Here is a 17,249-nt window from a genome sequence, read left to right on the forward strand (position 1 = left end):
GACATGTTGCGCATCATCGCCAACCGCGTGCTGGTCGCGATTCCGACACTGATCCTCGTGTCGATGATGATCTTCGGCTTGCAGAAGATGCTGCCCGGCGACCCGGTCCTCGCGATGGCGGGCGAGGACCAGAACCCGCAAGTGATCGCGATGCTGCGCGCGAAGTATCACCTCGACGAACCCGTTCCCGCGCAATACGCGCTGTGGATCAAGGACCTTTTGCGAGGCGACCTCGGCGCGTCGATCCGTACCGACGTCCCGGTCACGACGCTGATCGCGCAGAAGCTGCCCGTCACGCTGCAACTCGCGGTGATGGGCATGATTCTCGCGATCGGCATCGGGCTGCCGCTGGGCGTGCTGTCGGCGGCGAACAAGGGGCGTGCGCTCGACTACGGCGCGAATATTCTCGCGCTATCGGGCATGTCGATACCGAACTTCTGGCTCGGCATCATCCTGATCTTCGTCGTGTCGGTGCGCTGGCATTTGCTGCCGTCGTCGGGCTATGTATCGCCATCGGACGATTTCTGGATGAGCATCAAGACCATGCTGATGCCCGCGTTCGTGCTCGGCGCCGCGCTCGGCGCGCAATTGATGCGCCATACGCGCAGCGCGATGCTGAGTGTGCTGCGCACCGACTACATCCGTACGGCGCGCGCGAAGGGGCTGTTGCGCGGCACGGTCGTCGTCAAGCATGCGTTTCGCAACGCGCTGATTCCGATCGTCACCGTGCTCGCGCTCTTGTTCGGCGAACTGCTGGCGGGCGCCGTGCTGACCGAGCAGGTCTTCACGATTCCGGGCTTCGGCAAGCTGATCGTCGATGCCGTATTCAACCGCGATTACGCCGTCGTGCAGGGCGTGGTGCTCGTGACGGCGGTGAGCTTCATCGTCGTGAACCTGTTTGCCGACGTGCTCTATATCCTGCTCAACCCGAGGCTGAGAAGAAGCTGATGGCCACGCTCCCCGTTACCGATGCCGCTGTCGAAAAGCTGCCGCGCAGGCGCCGCCGCGGCCTCGCGAAGTTCATGAAGAATCGCGCCGCTGTCGCGGGCGCGCTGATCGTCGTGTTCGTCGTGGTAATCGCGCTCCTGGCGCCGTGGCTCGCGCCCTACGATCCGATCCAGGCGAGCTTCATGACCGTGCGCAAGGCGCCCGATGCCGCGCACTGGTTCGGCACCGACGAACTCGGCCGCGACGTGCTGAGCCGCATGATCTGGGGCGCGCGCGCCTCGCTGCTGGCGGGGGTGGTGTCGGTCGGCATCGCGGTGGTGGTCGGCGTGCCGCTCGGGCTCTTGGCGGGCTACTTCGGCAGGCTCGTCGACGGCGTCATCTCGCGTATCGCCGATGCCTTGCTGTCGATCCCGTTCCTTATCCTCGCGATCGCGCTCGCCGCGTTTCTCGGGCCGAGCCTGACCAACGCGATGATCGCGATCGGCGTCTCGGCGATGCCGCGCTTCGTGCGCCTTACGCGCGGCCAGGCGCTGAGCGTGAAGGCGGAGGACTATGTCGAAGGCGCGCGTGCGATCGGCCTCGACGACTTCCGGATCATCGTGCGCTATATCCTGCCGAACGTGCTGCCGCCGATCATCGTGCAGGCGAGCCTCACCGTCGCGATGGCGATCATCGCGGAGGCGAGCCTCTCGTTTCTTGGCCTGGGGCAACTGCCGCCGGCGCCTTCGTGGGGCTCGATGCTGAACACCGCGAAGGACTTCGTCGACCAGGCGCCCTGGATGTCGATTTTTCCCGGCATCGCCATCTTTCTGGCGGTGCTCGGCTTCAACCTGCTGGGCGACGGACTGCGCGACGCCCTCGATCCCCGCGAACTCTGAACGCCCAATGACTTCATTCAACTGGCAAAACCCTTATCCGACACCGCGCATGCCGGTGTTCGCCCGCAACATCGTGTCGACGTCGCATCCGCTCGCGGCGCAGGCCGGCTTGCGCATGTTGTGGCAAGGCGGCAATGCCGTCGATGCCGCGATCGCCGCCGCTGCCGCGCTCACGGTCGTGGAGCCAGTCTCGTGCGGCCTCGGTGGCGACGCGTTCGCGCTCGTGTGGGACGGCGCGAAACTGCACGGCCTGAACGCGTCGGGCGTGGCGCCGGCAGCCTGGAACGTCGATTACTTCAGGCGCAAGTATGGCGAGGACAACGGCGTCGCGATCCAGCCGAAGCGCGGCTGGGACACGGTGACGGTGCCGGGCGTGATCGCCGGATGGGAGGCGCTGCACGCGAAATTCGGCTCGCTGCCGTTCGGAGATTTGATGCAGCCCGCGATCGAGATCGCCGAGCGCGGGCATGCGGTCGCGAACATCGTCGCGCACAAGTGGGCGGCGGCGGTGCCGGAACTGAAGGACCTGCCCGGGTACGCCGATGTCTTCATGCCGCGCGGCCGGGCACCGCAAGTGAGCGAGCTGATGCGCTTCCCCGGTCATGCGAAGACGCTGCGCATGCTGGCGGAAGCGGGCCCTCGTGCGTACTACGAAGGCGAGACGGCCGAAAAGATCGCGGCGTTCGCGAAGCAGCACGGCGGCGCGATGACGGCCGCCGATTTACGCGGCTACCGCGCCGACTGGGTCGAGCCGATCGCGAAGGATTATCGCGGCTACACGGTGCACGAAATTCCGCCGAACGGGCAGGGGATCGCGGCGCTGATCGCGCTCGGCATCCTCGACAAGTTCGACGTCAAGTCGCTGACGGTGGACAACATCGAATCGCAGCATTTGCAGATCGAAGCGATGAAGCTCGCGTTCGCGGACCTCTACCAGTACGTCGCCGATCCGCGCTCGATGGAGGTCACGCCCGAGCAGATGCTCGACGACGCCTATCTCACCGAGCGCGCGAAGCTGATCGACCCGAAGCGCGCGCGGCATTTCGACTTCGGCATGCCGAAGGCGGGCGGGACGATCTACATGTCGGTTGCCGACGAACGCGGCATGATGGTGAGCTTCATCCAGTCGAACTACATGGGCTTCGGCTCGGGCGTGGTCGTGCCGGATACGGGCATCTCGTTGCAGAATCGTGGCTGCGGATTTTCGATGGACCCGAAGTCCGCGAATGTCGTCGAGGGCGGCAAGCGGCCGTTCCATACGATCATTCCCGCGTTTCTCACGCAGGAGGTGAACGGCGCGCGCGAGGCGGTGATGAGCTTCGGCGTGATGGGCGGCGACATGCAGCCGCAAGGACACGTGCAGTCGATCGTGCGGATGCTCGACTACGGCCAGCAGCCTCAGGCCGCTTGCGACGCGCCGCGCTGGAAGGTAAACCGCGACTTCACGATCGACATCGAATCGACGTTGAGCAGAACCACGGCGGCGGCGCTGGAATCGATGGGACACACGATCAAGTCGATCGACGATCCTTACATGGACTTCGGCTCAGGCCAGTACATCTGGAAGCTCGATCGCAATGAGCCTGAGCGCGGGTATGTTGCGGCGAGCGACAGCCGCCGTGATGGGCTGGCGGCGGGGTTTTAGTCTGCGAACGTCATGCGGCGAAAATCCTCACACCGGATTCGCCGCCACGAAATTCCTGAACGCAGCGTAGGCGGAATTTCGGGTCGCGCCGTCGGCCTGAATCAAGCCGTAGCTGGCATCGATCACGTCGTACATCATCACTGATTCGATGTTGTACTTGTCCTTGATCGAGCGATATTGCGTGAGCGCCTTCGTCACGTAATCGGCCGCCGACTGCTGCGTGTCCGCGCTGCCGGACCAGCCCCACTCGGTCAGCCAGATCGGCACGTTGAACGAGTCCTTCAGCACCTGCAGCACGTCCACGCACGCGCGGTTGCGTCCGCCGCACTGGATGTCGCCCGAGCTCTTGTACCAGTGGTAGCTCGTGAACTCCCAGCGCAACGTGGCGGCGCCCGCGACGCCTTGTGCGCTGCCATCGGGCGAGATGCCGTTCCACAGCATCTGCAGCGCGCGATACGCCATCGGAATGCCGACGTTCACGCCGCACTGGATCGTCGGATCGATCGCTTTGACGCCGTCGATCATGCCGCGCAGCACGCCGCGAAACGACGGCCAGCACGCCGGGTTCCAGTCGCTGGACAGACTTCCGTCGCCGCCGGTCTTGAGGGCCACGTCAAGCTCGTTGCCGCATTCGATGTACTTGACGAGCCCTTTCAGCGGTTTCGTGCAGTTCACGCCGAGATCGTAGCCGAGCGAGTACGCCGCCGATTCCGAACTATTGCAGTCCCATCCCGCCGAGATCGGGTTGAGCACCGGCAGGATCGATACGCCGCTGCCCGCGAACGGTCCGTTCAGCGCGTCGGCGAGCGTTTTCGACATGCCCTTGTCGGCGGTGTCGCAGCGGTAGCTGGTTACGCCGAGGTCTTTAAGGATCGCGAGTTGATCGGCGGCCGACATCGTCTTGTAGATGCCACTGCCCCACGCCATGTGACCGTTCATGCCGTAGAAGAGGCTGTCCGTGGACGCGGCGGCTTGTTGCGGCACTGCTACCGCTGGCTGCGGTACGGCGTTCGCCTTGCCGACGCTGTCGACCTGCGCCGAGCTGCTGCCGCCGCCACCGCCGCCGCAGGCCGCGAGCATCGCGCCGCCTGCTGAGGCCAGCATCATCGAAAGAAATTTTCTGCGTGAATCGGGTGTGCTGACGGGCATGTTCTTTAGGAGGTTGGGGCAGCAATAACCTCCGTTTACGGCTAAACAGGCCGCGTTCTTGAATCGCGTTTCGTTTCATGACCCTGCCGGGGCATGGGCCTTGCTGTGTAATGAGGCAAATCCACAAGAGAGGAGCATCCGATGGAAAAGCGCGGCTCGAAGCATTCAAGCAAAGAAGCGGTCGGCGTGATCGAGCAACAGCTAAAGGTGCTTGCGATGGCGCTCGATGCCGGAGCACAGTCGCCACCATCGAAGGGCGTCGAGTTGGAACGCAGACATGAGCCGCCGCTGGTCATCGCATCGGATGCCGAGCCTCTTTCACGCGCGACGATGCGACGCGTGCTCGTGTCGAACGCATTGCTCGCGATAGGCGATTTTCTGTCGGATCATCACATCGACCAGTCACGTGCGCCCGAGATCCAGTTCCTCGCCCGCGTGCGCGATGCGATCCGCAGCGGCAACGTGATCACCGTGCATTCCGATGAGCCGTTGCCGGAAGCCACCTTCGCCGGCCTGAAGATTGATGCGTCCGACAACGGCAAGCCGCTCTTTCGCGATGAAGACGCGAGCGAAGGCCTGCTGTGCATCGGCGATGCAGTCGCATTGATGCAGCGTGTCGCCGAGCATCTGCGCGGCATGCGCAATCTCTACAGCGCGGGCGATGCGGGCTGAGCGACGGCGCGGCGCGACCTGTAAGATCGGGTCTTCCTGACTAATCCAGAGGTCGAGCAGTGAATATCGAAGCCATCATTTTCGATAGCGACGGCACGCTCGTCGATAGCGAGACGCTGTCGGCGCGGGTCATCGCGGGCATTCTCGGCGACTCTGGCGCGCCGGTGTCGGACGAGCAGATCCTCGAACGGTTTCGCGGATGCCGCTTCGCCCAGTTCGCGCAGTCGCTTCTCGAAGACTTCCCGGTGATGGACATCGACCGTTTTACACTCGAATTCCGCACGCGCTCCATGGACGTCTTCGCGCGCGAACTCAAGCCGATGCGCGGCGCTCTGGAACTGGTGAGCGGGCTTGCGATGGAGAAATGCGTGGCGTCGAACGGGCCGCGCGACAAGATCGAAATGTGCCTCGGCGTCACGGGGCTTCTGCCGTACTTCGAGGACCGCATCGCGAGCGCTTACGAGGTCCAGTCCTGGAAGCCGGACCCTGGGCTGATCGTCCATGCGTCATCGTTGATGGGTGTTCCGGTGCAGCGTTGTCTGCTGATCGAAGACAGTCTGGCCGGGGTCGAGGCGGGACTTGCGGCGGGCGTGCAAGTGGTGGGATACCGGCTCAGTGACAGCGTGCAGGGCGCATTGAGCCGGCGTGTGCCCGTGATCAGCGAGTTCGAGGAGTTGGAGCGGATGATGGGCCGCGAACGCGGCTCAGCGTAATGTCCTCATTTGCCGACGCATCGAAACCCTGCATAAACATACTGATAATGCGCCTGGAACCAGTTTCTAAAGCTCGGCCGCAGCATGCAGGCGGCGGTTCTGGGCGATCCGCCTTTGATCACATAATGCTTCCCGTCGTAGAAATTGGCCGAATAGCCAAGGTAGAACGGAAACGGCTCGAATCCGGGCAGCGGGCCAAAGGTCGTCGACGTCCATTCCCAGCCGTTCCCGTATTGCCCTTGCACGCCGAACGCGCTCCGATTCTCCGGATTGGCACGCACTGACTCCGGCTCCCATCGACGGAAATCGAAATTTCCCTCGGCGCCGCGCGACACGCCATCGGCCGCGCGCTGCCATTGTGCTTCCGTCGGTAGCGCCTTGCCCGCCCAGCGCGCGTAAGCGCTCGCTTCCGCGTGGCTCACGTACACCGGCCAGTCGAGCGGCAGCGCGACTTCCTCGAACATCGTGCGCAGCTTCCAGGCGCCACGTTCGCCATCTTCGCGCCGCCAGAACGCCGGGTGTGCAATGCCTTCGCTTTCTTTCCAGGCCCAATCGGCATCGTTCCAGTACGCACGATTCGCATAGCCGCCCGCATCGACGAAAGCGAGGTAATCGGCGTTCGTCACCATGTACCGGTCGATGTCGAACGCGGGCACTTCCAGCTTCTCCTGGCCGAACTCGTTGTCCCAGCCGAAGACGCCCGAGCCGCGCTCCAGTCCAAGCGTCACCTTGCCCGCCGGGACGCGCACCATGTCGCGCGCGAGATCGCTGGCAGCGTCCGCCTCCGCGGGAAGCGTCGGCCCCGACTTCTGATGCAGCGGCAACTGATGCAGCATGTACGCGAGCGTTTCGGCGTGCATCAGCCGGTGTTCGATCGCGACTTCGAGCAGCGTCGCGGGATCGGCCTCCCCGGTCGATACGGGGTTCTTCGTGATATCCAGCGGATCGAAGCGCGCGTCGATATCGTCGCGAATGCGCTGCGTGTAGGCACGCACCGCGTCGAGCGATGGCCATTCGTGCGGCTGGTCGGTCGGCAGGCCGCCGTCCACCGGATCGATGCCGAACGCGAAAAGCTGGTCGTATTCGGGATTCGCGCTCGGCAGGTCGAACAGGCGCTGGTCGAAGAGATTGTGGTCGAAGGCTTCGAGATGCCCGATATAAAACACGATCCGATGTCGCTCGGCGATCGGTCGCTCATACAGATATTCAGGCTTGACGATGTCGAACAGGGCATCGGTGGTGCGGCGCGCGTCGGTGAGGCGTGCCAGCAGCGGATGACGCGGGGCAGGGTCGCGATTCATGTCGCCAGGTCTCCGTAGCAGGACGAGCAGAAAGACTAACGGGTAGCAGACCGCATGCCACCCGCGAACGATCTGCAATCATCCCACGACCGGCGAAATTCGTCAGATCACGCGCAGGCGAAATTCTTCAGATCGCGCGGAGGCCCTCGAAATCGCGGATGCGGATCAGCTTGCCGTGCGCGTCGATCAGGCCGCGCGCCTGGAAGCGCGACAGCGTGCGGCTCACCGTTTCGAGCGTGATGCCGAGATAGCTGCCGATGTCGTCGCGCGTCATGCGCAGCGTGAATTCCGCCGCCGCGTAGCCGCGTCTGGTGAAGCGCGCGGAGAGGTCGAGCAGGAGACGCGCCACGCGCTCGTCGGCGCGCAGCGAGCCGAGCGTCGTCAGTTGATGCGTCTCGCGGACGATTTCGCGGCTCATCATCTGGTGCAGCCGCCGCTGGATCGGGCCGGATTCGCGGCACATGCTCTCGAAACTTGCGTAGGGCACGATGCACACGGAACTATCTTCCAGTGCGATCGCGGTGCACATGTGCCGGTTTTCGCCGATGCCGTCGAGCCCCAGCGCATCGCCGCCGAGGTGCAGGCCGGTGACCTGCTCGCGGCCGCCTTCGCGCGACACGATCGTCTTGATCGAGCCCGAGCGGATCGCGTAGAGCGACTCGAACGCGTCGCCGGCGCGGAAGAGGGCGTCGCCGCGGCGCACGGCGCGCGTCGCGGAGATGACGTCTTCGAGCTTGCCGGTTTCCTCGGCGGTGAGGCCCTCGGGCACGCAGAGATGGCGCATCGCGCACTCCGAACAATGCGCGACGTGACGGCGGGCTTGCAGGGCGTGGACGTGGGACATGGCGCGCTCGGACTTTGATCAATGACAAACCATTTTCCCACCGACGCCTCCCGCGCCCGGGCGACATAATGACGCGCGCCGCGATTTTTTAGGATTGTTCCGCTGGAGTCTCACTTCCCGCCGCCGACGGAATCAGCAGCACGGGCAAAGTCGCCTGCCGCAGACATCGTTCGGCGACGCTGCCGAGAATCAGCCGCTGAAAACCCTTGCGGCCGTGCGTGCCCATCACGAGCAGATCGGCGTTGAAGTCGCGCGCGGCCTTGAGCACGAGCGCCGACACATCGTCTAGCGACGTTGCCTCGCCGATCGCGACGTCGCCTTCGATGCCGCGCGCCCTCATCGCCTCGATCGATTCGGAGCCGAGCGTCTTGCCCTGCTCGACGAGTTGCGTACGCAGTGCGGACGGATCGTAGCCGGGCACGTCGAAGTAGAGTGGCGTGTTCTCCACGACATAAAACGGTTGCAGAACGGCACCGTGGATCTGCGCGAGATCGAGCGCGGCTTCGAACGCGCGGCGGGAAGTCTGACTGCCGTCGATCGCGACGACGATGCGTTTGAACATGCGAAACCTCCGATATTTGCCTGGAACGTTGAGAACGCTGTGGAAGATCTTGCACCACTCTGACCCGGCAAAAATTGACGAGTGCCACGGTCCGATCATTTTGATCGTGGCGGCCCAGAACAAAAGTTGCCTTACAATTCAGGGGTAAGTTAAACCAGCAGCCGCTTAAAAAATCGCCTCGTGACCCAGTCCAATCCCGCCCTGCCGTTCAGAAACGCACTTTTCGCGATGCTCGGCATCGGCCTCGTCAACATGCTGGTCGCGCTCGACCAGACGGTCGTCAGCACGGCGCTGCCGTCGATCGTCGCCGAATTGCACGGCTTCGAGTACTACGCGTGGATCGCGAGCGCGTACTTGCTGGCCTCGGTGGTGACGGTGCCGGTCTTCGGGCGTCTCGGCGATTATTTCGGCCGCAAGCGCTTCGTGATCGCGGCGGTCGTCACGTTCACGGTGGCGTCCGTCCTGTGCGGGCTCGCGAACGACATGCTTTTCCTCGTGTTCGCGCGCGGCTTGCAGGGCATCGGCGGCGGGATGATGGTGGGCACCGCGTTCGCCGCGATCCCCGATCTCTTCCCCGATCCGCGTGCCCGCGTGCGCTGGCAGGTCGTGATGGCGGCGGCGTATGGAATCGGCACGGCGGCGGGGCCGTCGCTCGGTGGCTGGATGAGCCAGCACTGGGGCTGGCGCTCGACATTCCTGATCAACCTGCCGGTCGGCGTGGCCGCGTTCTATTTCATCTGGGCGCATTTGCCGAATTTCCAGCGCCCGCGCGCGGGCGACGTGAAGATCGACTGGCTCGGCGCGGGGCTCGTCGCGGCGACGCTCGGCTGTTTGCAGGCGCTGATCGAAGCGGTCCCGAAGGACGGCATGACGACGGGCAATTTCGCGCTCGCCACGTGCGTGATCGCGGGCGCGGCGGCGCTTTTGATCTGCGAAAAGCGCGCGACGCACCCGATCATTCCGCTCGACATCTTCCGCGACCCGCAACTCGTCACGCTGTTCACGCTGTCATTTTTGGCGGGATTCGTGATGTTTTCGCTGATTTTCTTCGCGCCACTGCTGCTGCAGGGCGGTTTCGGCCTGACGCCGCAGCAGGCGGGCCTGCTCGCGACGCCGATCGCCGCCTGTATCGCGCTCGGCAGCGTGATCAACACGCGCATCGTGATTCATCTGCCGAAGCCGACGCTGATCCTCACGATCGGCTTCGGGCTTCTCCTGTGCGCGTCGATTGCGCTGGCGTTCGCGAAGGCGTCGACACCGCACGTCTGGATCGAACTGCCGATGGCGGGCATCGGCATCGGGCTCGGCTTCATCCTGAACAACCTGAACGTGTTCGGGCAAGAGATCGCCGGGCGCGAACGCTTCGGCATCACGACCGCGCTCCTGCAATCGACGCGCATGGTCGGCGGCATGCTCGGCACGAGCATCGTTGCAACGATCGTCGCGCATCACTACCGCAACGTCGTCGAACGGACGATGCGGGTGATCGGCGAGCCAGCGGCCACTACGTGGCTCCCGCGTTTCGCCGATCCGCGCATCCTCATCGACGAGGGCCTGCGGCAGACGCTCTTCGCCGACCTGCGTCCGACCGGCCTCGACGCCCAGGCGCTCGTTGATGCCGCCCGCGAGGCGCTCGTGCAGTCGATCCACATCGGCGTCATGCTGACGGCGATCGCCGCGCTTGCGGCGGCGCTTTTGGTGCGGCGCATTTCGCACATCACGTTCCGCCGCGCGGGGACGGTGGCGGCGCCCGCGACAGCGCCCGCGCCGGCCAAACAGCAAGGGTGACCGCTGGGCCGCACCCGGCTACTATCGTCAAAAAGAATCGCAATCGTTGACGCGACGCGGCGTCTTCCGTAGAAGTGCGTTCCTTTTCGCAACAATCGGTGTGGTTGTTTGCTGTACCGGCACGAAGCCGCGGCAATCACGCGATGCGAAGCCGGAAACACGCAACGGAAAACGACGATGAATCCCGATCTCCCCAGTTTCTCCCTCATCCGCGACGATTTCGCGATCCGCCTGCAACGCCGCATCGGCCTGATTCCTCGGGAGGGCCTCGGCGTCGCGCGCCGTGCGATTCTGCTCGCGCTCTTCACCTGGCTGCCGATCGCTGTCTGGGGCTTCATTCTGCGCAGGACGTCGGAGGGCGCGGTTGGCGAATCGCTGCTGTCCCACTTCGACATCCACGCGCGCTGTCTCATCGCGATACCGTGCTTCGTGATCGCGGAGGGCGTCGGCGCGGCGCTCGTGCCGCGGCTTCTCGCGCTCTTCAAAATGGGCGGCATCGTCACGCCCGCCGACGAGCCGCGCTTCAACCAGATCCTCGCCGACACCGCGCGCCTGCGCGACCGCACGCTCGCGTGGGTGCTGATCGGCGTGGCGATCGTGGCGGGCGTCGCGTTCGGCCCGTGGGCCTACGGCGACGAGCCGTTGCGCTGGGCCGCCGAGGTCACGGCGAACGGCGATCGAATCGGCTTTGGCGGCTGGTGGTATCTGCTCGTCGTGCGGCCGCTGTTCATGGCGCTGTGCTTCGCGTGGCTGTGGCGCCTCGTCCTGATGTGCGTGCTGTTTTACCGGATCGCGCAACTCCCGCTCTCGTTCGTGCCGACGCATCCGGATCGCGCGGGCGGCATCGGTTTCATCGAGCGGTCGCTGACGATGTTCAGTCCGGTCGTGTTCGGGCTTTCGGCGGTCGCGGCTTCTTCTTTTGCGCACGAAATTCTGTTCCACGGCGGCACCGTCACCGCGCTGCGCCTGCCGATGACAGCCGTGGCGGTCGTGCTGTCGATCATTTTCCTGCTGCCAATGCTGTGCTTCATGAAGGCGCTCGGGGCCGCCAAGCGCCGCGCTGAAGCGGAATACGGCGCGCTCGTCGCAAATCATGGGCGCGCGGTTCGCCGGCGCTGGATCGAGGGCGATCACACCGCGCCGCCCGCGATGCTCGACGCGCCCGAACTCGGCGCCACCGCTGATGTGATGGTGCTCTACACGTCGGCGAAAAGCATGCGGCCCGTGCCGCTCTCGAAGCGCGGCATCGCGACGATCGTCGCGCCCGCCGCTTTGCCGATGCTGGTCGCAGCCGCGACACAGGTGCCGATCAAGAGCATTCTGCTGAAGGTGCTCGGTTCGCTGGTGTAAGGTTGTCAGGGAAGCCGTGTTGCTTGTTTGACAACTTAGTTTGCTTGGTCAGTCGCGTTAGAGCGAGCATCGCGATTGCTTGCCTTCCACGCTGCGCGGAACGCTTGACGCCGGCGCGAGTCACTTCAAGACACGTCCCGCCCGCTGGCCGCTTTTTATGCGACGACGGCCACGGTCATTCCAATCATCGCAGTCGGCGGGCGCCTGGCGCCACGCGGCTCATCAAGGAGTTCAGGACATGAAGATCACCGGAGAAATGCTGATCGGCGCGACGGCGGTGCGAGGTTCCGACGCCACGCTCCGGGCGTTCGACCCGGCCCGCAACGCCGACCTCGAACCGGTCTTCGGCGGCGGCGGGGCGGCGGAAGTTGCGCGTGCCTGCGAACTGGCGGAAGCCGCGTTCGAGTCCTACCGCCGCGCACCGCTCGAAACGCGCGCGCAATTCCTGGAAGCCATCGCGGACAACATCGTCGGACTGGGCGATGCGCTGATCGAGCGTGCGCACGCTGAATCCGCGCTGCCGAAAGCGCGCCTCGAAGGGGAGCGCGCCCGTACGATCGGTCAGTTGCGGCTTTTTGCGTCGCTCGTGCGCGAAGGGCGCTGGCTCGACGCGACGCTCGATTCCGCGCAGCCCGATCGCAAGCCGCTGCCGCGTCCTGATTTGCGTCTGCAAAAGATTCCGGTCGGACCGGTCGCCGTGTTCGGCGCGAGCAATTTCCCGCTCGCGTTCTCGGTGGCGGGCGGCGACACGGTGTCGGCGTTCGCGGCGGGGTGTCCGGTCGTCGTGAAATCGCATCCGGCGCATCTCGGTACGTCTGAGCTCGTCGGACGCGCGATTCAGAAGGCGGTTGCCGACAGCGGCTTGCCCGAAGGCGTGTTTTCGCTCGTCGTCGGCGCGGGGAACGCGATCGGCGAGGCGCTGGTCGCACATCCGGCGATCCGCTCGGTCGGCTTCACCGGCTCGCGGCGCGGCGGGTTGGCGCTGCTCGACATCGCGTCGAAGCGCTCCGAGCCGATTCCCGTCTTCGCCGAAATGAGCAGCGTGAATCCGCTGTTCGCGCTGCCGGGCGCGCTCGCCGTGCGCGGCGACGCGCTCGCGACCGCTTTCGTCGATTCCGTGACGCTCGGTGTCGGCCAGTTCTGCACGAGTCCGGGACTCGTGATCGCGGTGGAAGGGCCGCACCTGCAGGAATTCATCGATGCCGCCTCGGCCGCGCTCGACAAGAAGGGCGCTCAGACCATGCTGACGGCGGGGATCGCGGCGGCCTATGCCGACGGCATCGAACAGCGCGAAGCCACGGGCGTAGCGCGTCTGGCGACCGGCGCCTCCACCGAGGCCGCGTGCAGCGCGCTGCCGGCCTTGTATCAGGCGAACGCGGAGCAATTCCTCGCGACGCCGCAATTGCAGGACGAGATCTTCGGGCCGACGTCGCTGATCGTCGTATGCGCGGACGAAGACGAGATGATCGAGATCGCGCGCCGGCTGGAAGGCCAGTTGACGGCCACACTTCATCTCGAAAGCGACGATTTTCCGCTCGCGAAGCGCCTGATTCCGGTGCTCGAACGCAAGGCCGGGCGCATTCTCGCGAACGGTTTCCCGACGGGCGTCGAGGTGTCGTACGCGATGGTCCACGGCGGGCCGTACCCGGCGACTTCCGACAGCCGATCGACTTCAGTCGGCGCGCTGGCGATCGAGCGCTTCCTGCGCCCGGTGTGCTACCAGGATTTGCCGGCGGCGTTGCTGCCGCAGTCGCTCGCCGACGACAATCCGCTGAACCTCTGGCGCCTGCGGGACGGCGAACTCGGCCCCAATTAATTACGATAGCGGCTTACTGCGAATATAAGGAGACAAGAAATGGAACGCCGCTACCCCGATCCTGCCGTGCGTGTGCTCGATCCGCGGTTCAATGCGCTGCGGATTGCTTCGGCATCGGTGGAATGTCTTTATGAGGGCGCGCGCTGGTCGGAAGGCCCGGTCTGGTTCGGCGACGGCCGCTATCTGCTGTGGAGCGACATTCCGAACAACCGCATCCTCCGCTGGGACGAAGCGACGGGCGAAGTCGGCACGTTCCGCCAGCCGTCGAACAATGCGAACGGCCACACGCGCGACCGCGAAGGGCGGCTCGTGTCGTGCGAGCACCTGACGCGGCGCGTCACGCGCACCGAATACGACGGTTCGATCACCGTTCTCGCGGACCGGTTCGAGGGCAAGCCGCTGAATTCGCCGAACGACGTCGTCGTGAAATCGGATGGATCGATCTGGTTCAGCGACCCGACGTTCGGCATCGACGGGTTCTACGAAGGCGAGCAGAAGGCGCCGCAACTGAAGCCCGCCGTGTACCGCATCGACGGGCAGAGCGGCGAAGTGACCCTGATGACCGACGATTTCATCGGCCCGAACGGTTTGGCGTTCTCACCGGACGAATCGGTGCTGTACGTCGTCGAATCGCGGGCGACGCCGCGCAAGATCTACGCGTTCGATGTCGCAGACGGCGGGCGGGCGCTTGAAAACTGCCGCGAACTGATCGACGCGGGCGCGGGCACGCCGGACGGGTTTCGCGTCGATGTGCACGGGAATTTGTGGTGCGGTTGGGGCATGGGCACCGACGAACTCGACGGTGTGCGCATCTTCACGCCGCAAGGCGAGGCGATCGGGCATATCGCGCTGCCCGAGCGCTGCGCGAATGTGTGCTTCGGCGGGCGGCATCGCAACCGGCTGTTCATGACCGCGAGCCACGGGCTGTATGCGGTTTACGTCAATACGCAGGGCGTCAAGGGCGGCTGAAAAGTCACGCCTCAAGCGCCAATAAAGCAAACGTCGCGAGCCAATGCTCCCCCATGTAATCCCCCGCGACGTGCGCGATCCCCGAAGCCAGATGCTCGTCCGCAGCGGCTTCGAGCAACGCGACGCGCGCATCTCCCGCCGGCAGCGCCCGCGCGATCGACCGCTGACACCACGCGCGACTCAAATTCAATCCGTCGAGATGGGCGAGTTTGCCGTCGCTGCGATCAGTGACGGTCGCGGGCACGAAGAGCGTCGCCGGTTCGCGCGCGGCGAGCTTTGGCAAAAAGCGGTCGAACCAGCCGATGAACTCGCTCTCAGGCAGCACGCGCCGCATCAATTCCGCCTCCATCAGCGACGGCGACAGAAACTCGTCGCCCGCCGGCTCCCACGCCTGGCAGGCCTCGTCGTGCAGATACCAGCGCTTAGCCGTCTCGATAATCAGCCCTTCGAACGCCGTATCGCGCGTCTGGCGCGCGTAGCCGATCGAAAGCGACAACGCGAACGCCATATTGAAATGCGTCCCGACGCGCAGCGGATACGTCGACTTCGGCAGGAATTCGACGAAACGCGCGACGAACGCATCGGCGAGCGGTTGCAGCGTGTTGGCCCAGCGGTGGCCTTCGTCGGAATCCATCGAATGAAACTGGCCTGCGAGCGCCAGCAGCCACGCCCAGCCGTACGGACGCTCGAAGCCGCGCGCGGCGGGGCGCTCCAGGTACGCGACCTCCGCCGCAACGTTCGCCTCCGTCACATGCGCGTCGATCAGCGTGCGAATCTGCTCCGCTTCCGGTAGTTGTGGAAATTGATCGAACAGCCGCGCGATCAGCCAGTACCCGTGCACGCAGGAATGCCAGTCGTAGCTGCCGTAAAAGATCGGATGTAGCGCGCGCGGGCCTTGCACGTCGTCGGCGCTCGCCATGACGTGATCCAGTTTGTTCGGATATTCGCGTGTCAGGTGTCCAAGCGCGACGCGCGCGAACTTCGATGCAAGCGTGCCGTCCAGGGCGATGGGGGTTTGGTTGGTCATGAGCGCCTCGTCGTTTTCAAACAGGGAAATGTAAGATGCCGCGAATCTCGACGCGACACTTTATCGATAAAAAATCGATAAAGTTTGTCCTAGGGGTAACTACGTAGCCACGTTGCGGCGGTTAAGCTTTTCCGCCGATCGTCGTATAAACTTCCGCGCGAACGCCAGCAGAGCGGCCCGAGCGGTCGAATCAGTCCCGCGACCGGCACCGATAACGGCCTGCCCGCCGCCATTCAAACAAGCAACAACAGGAAACAGACCTACATGGCCGACCTTACACTTTCACAGGCAGCAGACACCCGGCGGCGCGTCATGGCGATCGTCGGCGCCTCGTCGGGGAATCTCGTCGAGTGGTTCGACTTCTATATTTACTCGTTCCTCGCGCTCTATTTCTCGGCCGCGTTCTTCCCGAGCGGCAACTCCACCACGCAGTTGCTCAACACGGCCGGCGTTTTCGCGGCGGGCTTCCTGATGCGTCCGATCGGCGGCTGGCTGTTCGGCCGCATCGCCGACAAGCACGGCCGCCGCAACGCGATGATGATCTCCGTGCTGATGATGTGCGGCGGCTCGCTCGTGATCTGCTTCCTGCCGACCTACGCAAGCATCGGTGCATGGGCGCCGTTCTTCCTCTTGCTGGCGCGGCTGTTCCAGGGCTTGTCGGTGGGCGGCGAATACGGCACGAGCGCCACCTATATGAGCGAAGTGGCGCTGAAAGGGCGGCGCGGCTTCTTCGCGTCGTTCCAGTACGTGACGCTGATCGGCGGGCAGCTTGCGGCGCTGCTCGTGCTGGTCGTGCTGCAACTGTTTCTCTCGGTCGATGAACTGAAGGCCTGGGGCTGGCGCATTCCGTTCTTCATCGGCGCGTGCGCGGCGCTGGTCTCGCTCTATCTGCGGAAATCGCTCGATGAAACGACGACCGCCGAGTCGCGCCAGCGCAAGGAAGCCGGCACGCTGCGCGGCCTGATGCTGCACAAGCGCGCGTTCATGACGGTGGTCGGCTTCACGGCCGGCGGCTCGCTGATCTTCTACACGTTCACGACTTACATGCAGAAGTACCTCGTCAACACGGCGCACATGGAAGCGAAGACCGCCAGCAACGTAATGACGGCGGCGCTTTTCGTCTACATGATCTTGCAGCCGGTGTTCGGCGCGCTATCGGACCGCGTCGGCCGCCGCCAGTCGATGCTTTGCTTCGGCGCGCTCGCCACGCTCTGCACGGTGCCGCTGCTGCACGCGCTCAAGGACGTGACGAGCCCCGTGATGGCGTTCGTGTTCGTGATCATCGCGCTCGCGATCGTCAGCTTCTATACGTCGATCAGCGGCCTCATCAAGGCGGAGATGTTCCCGCCGGAAGTGCGCGCGCTCGGCGTCGGGCTGTCGTACGCGGTTGCGAACGCGGTGTTCGGCGGCTCGGCGGAATACGTCGCGCTGTACATGAAGTCGATCGGCAGCGAATCGACGTTCTACTGGTACGTCACGGTGATGTGCGCGATCTCGCTGATCGTTTCGATGCGCATGCGCGATCCGAGCAAGGAAGGCTACCTGCGCAACGAGCCGTGAACCGGGTTCGATCGACGCATGTGATGC

15 protein-coding genes are annotated in these 17,249 nt (G+C 64.6%); 10 read left to right on the forward strand and 5 right to left on the reverse strand.

The features are described from left to right. Positions 1-3: 3 nt before the first annotated feature. The 3 genes from AWB65_RS12045 to ggt are packed head-to-tail and all read left to right on the forward strand — an operon-like array spanning position 4 to position 3,471. Complete coding sequence (locus AWB65_RS12045; protein WP_087656452.1) at positions 4-948, forward strand: ABC transporter permease; 945 nt, start codon at positions 4-6, stop codon at positions 946-948. Then, positions 948-1,826: an ABC transporter permease gene (locus AWB65_RS12050; protein ID WP_087667383.1), complete on the forward strand. Its 879-nt coding sequence runs from the start codon at positions 948-950 to the stop codon at positions 1,824-1,826. Before AWB65_RS12045 ends, AWB65_RS12050 begins: the two co-directional genes overlap by 1 nt. A gap of 7 nt (positions 1,827-1,833) precedes the next feature. Continuing rightward, positions 1,834-3,471: a gamma-glutamyltransferase gene (gene ggt / locus AWB65_RS12055; protein ID WP_087667384.1), complete on the forward strand. Its 1,638-nt coding sequence runs from the start codon at positions 1,834-1,836 to the stop codon at positions 3,469-3,471. A gap of 27 nt (positions 3,472-3,498) precedes the next feature. Here the strand turns inward: ggt and AWB65_RS12060 are convergent, their stop codons facing one another. After that, complete coding sequence (locus tag AWB65_RS12060; protein WP_235007601.1) at positions 3,499-4,578, reverse strand: glycosyl hydrolase; 1,080 nt, start codon at positions 4,576-4,578, stop codon at positions 3,499-3,501. 183 nt (positions 4,579-4,761) lie between these two features. On the opposite strand from AWB65_RS12060, the gene AWB65_RS12065 reads away from it, so the two are divergent. Beyond that, a complete protein-coding gene (locus tag AWB65_RS12065) occupies positions 4,762-5,292 on the forward strand; it encodes a hypothetical protein (RefSeq protein WP_087667386.1) in 531 nt (176 codons plus the stop codon). A 59-nt stretch (positions 5,293-5,351) separates the two neighbouring features. Next, positions 5,352-6,005 carry an HAD-IA family hydrolase gene (locus tag AWB65_RS12070; RefSeq protein WP_087667387.1) on the forward strand — a complete coding sequence of 218 codons (654 nt, stop codon included), beginning with the start codon at positions 5,352-5,354 and terminating at the stop codon, positions 6,003-6,005. Between the two features lie 5 nt (positions 6,006-6,010). Here AWB65_RS12070 and AWB65_RS12075 read toward each other — a convergent pair whose 3' ends face one another. The 3 genes from AWB65_RS12075 to AWB65_RS12085 form a co-directional block, all read right to left on the reverse strand. Next, positions 6,011-7,306: an SUMF1/EgtB/PvdO family nonheme iron enzyme gene (locus tag AWB65_RS12075; RefSeq protein ID WP_087667388.1), complete on the reverse strand. Its 1,296-nt coding sequence runs from the start codon at positions 7,304-7,306 to the stop codon at positions 6,011-6,013. A gap of 127 nt (positions 7,307-7,433) precedes the next feature. Then, positions 7,434-8,150 carry a helix-turn-helix domain-containing protein gene (locus AWB65_RS12080; protein WP_087667389.1) on the reverse strand — a complete coding sequence of 239 codons (717 nt, stop codon included), beginning with the start codon at positions 8,148-8,150 and terminating at the stop codon, positions 7,434-7,436. Between the two features lie 88 nt (positions 8,151-8,238). Then, on the reverse strand, positions 8,239-8,712 hold the full coding sequence (locus AWB65_RS12085) for a universal stress protein (RefSeq protein WP_087667390.1): 474 nt from the start codon (positions 8,710-8,712) through the stop codon (positions 8,239-8,241). A 228-nt stretch (positions 8,713-8,940) separates the two neighbouring features. Between AWB65_RS12085 and AWB65_RS12090 the strand changes: the two genes are divergently transcribed. From AWB65_RS12090 to AWB65_RS12105, 4 genes are all read left to right on the forward strand, one after another. Further along, positions 8,941-10,500, forward strand: a complete 1,560-nt coding sequence (locus AWB65_RS12090) for an MFS transporter (protein ID WP_087667391.1) — start codon at positions 8,941-8,943, stop codon at positions 10,498-10,500. A gap of 177 nt (positions 10,501-10,677) precedes the next feature. After that, entirely contained in the window at positions 10,678-11,850 is a 1,173-nt protein-coding gene (locus AWB65_RS12095) for a hypothetical protein (protein ID WP_087667392.1), read from the forward strand. 238 nt (positions 11,851-12,088) lie between these two features. After that, positions 12,089-13,666: an aldehyde dehydrogenase (NADP(+)) gene (locus tag AWB65_RS12100; RefSeq protein ID WP_087667393.1), complete on the forward strand. Its 1,578-nt coding sequence runs from the start codon at positions 12,089-12,091 to the stop codon at positions 13,664-13,666. Between the two features lie 39 nt (positions 13,667-13,705). After that, positions 13,706-14,635, forward strand: coding sequence for an SMP-30/gluconolactonase/LRE family protein (locus AWB65_RS12105; RefSeq protein ID WP_087667394.1), 930 nt, complete (start codon positions 13,706-13,708; stop codon positions 14,633-14,635). Between the two features lie 4 nt (positions 14,636-14,639). Here the strand turns inward: AWB65_RS12105 and AWB65_RS12110 are convergent, their stop codons facing one another. Beyond that, positions 14,640-15,662, reverse strand: a complete 1,023-nt coding sequence (locus AWB65_RS12110) for a DUF2891 domain-containing protein (RefSeq protein WP_087667395.1) — start codon at positions 15,660-15,662, stop codon at positions 14,640-14,642. 264 nt (positions 15,663-15,926) lie between these two features. On the opposite strand from AWB65_RS12110, the gene AWB65_RS12115 reads away from it, so the two are divergent. Continuing rightward, positions 15,927-17,222 (forward strand): MFS family transporter, encoded by a 1,296-nt coding sequence (locus AWB65_RS12115; RefSeq protein ID WP_087667396.1) that lies wholly within the window; start codon positions 15,927-15,929, stop codon positions 17,220-17,222. The last annotated feature ends 27 nt before the right edge of the window (positions 17,223-17,249 follow it).

The sequence above is a fragment of the Caballeronia humi genome, assembly GCF_001544475.1.
In the GTDB taxonomy this organism is placed as follows: Bacteria; Pseudomonadota; Gammaproteobacteria; order Burkholderiales; family Burkholderiaceae; genus Caballeronia; species Caballeronia humi.

Coding starts and splice junctions, on each gene's coding strand:
- AWB65_RS12045 (WP_087656452.1), top strand. CDS start 4: ATGTTGCGCATCATCGCCAACCGCGTGCTGGTCGCGATTCCGACACTG.
- AWB65_RS12050 (WP_087667383.1), top strand. CDS start 948: ATGGCCACGCTCCCCGTTACCGATGCCGCTGTCGAAAAGCTGCCGCGC.
- ggt (WP_087667384.1), top strand. CDS start 1,834: ATGACTTCATTCAACTGGCAAAACCCTTATCCGACACCGCGCATGCCG.
- AWB65_RS12060 (WP_235007601.1), bottom strand. CDS start 4,578: ATGATGCTGGCCTCAGCAGGCGGCGCGATGCTCGCGGCCTGCGGCGGC.
- AWB65_RS12065 (WP_087667386.1), top strand. CDS start 4,762: ATGGAAAAGCGCGGCTCGAAGCATTCAAGCAAAGAAGCGGTCGGCGTG.
- AWB65_RS12075 (WP_087667388.1), bottom strand. CDS start 7,306: ATGAATCGCGACCCTGCCCCGCGTCATCCGCTGCTGGCACGCCTCACC.
- AWB65_RS12080 (WP_087667389.1), bottom strand. CDS start 8,150: ATGTCCCACGTCCACGCCCTGCAAGCCCGCCGTCACGTCGCGCATTGT.
- AWB65_RS12085 (WP_087667390.1), bottom strand. CDS start 8,712: ATGTTCAAACGCATCGTCGTCGCGATCGACGGCAGTCAGACTTCCCGC.
- AWB65_RS12090 (WP_087667391.1), top strand. CDS start 8,941: ATGCTCGGCATCGGCCTCGTCAACATGCTGGTCGCGCTCGACCAGACG.
- AWB65_RS12095 (WP_087667392.1), top strand. CDS start 10,678: ATGAATCCCGATCTCCCCAGTTTCTCCCTCATCCGCGACGATTTCGCG.
- AWB65_RS12100 (WP_087667393.1), top strand. CDS start 12,089: ATGAAGATCACCGGAGAAATGCTGATCGGCGCGACGGCGGTGCGAGGT.
- AWB65_RS12105 (WP_087667394.1), top strand. CDS start 13,706: ATGGAACGCCGCTACCCCGATCCTGCCGTGCGTGTGCTCGATCCGCGG.
- AWB65_RS12110 (WP_087667395.1), bottom strand. CDS start 15,662: ATGACCAACCAAACCCCCATCGCCCTGGACGGCACGCTTGCATCGAAG.
- AWB65_RS12115 (WP_087667396.1), top strand. CDS start 15,927: ATGGCCGACCTTACACTTTCACAGGCAGCAGACACCCGGCGGCGCGTC.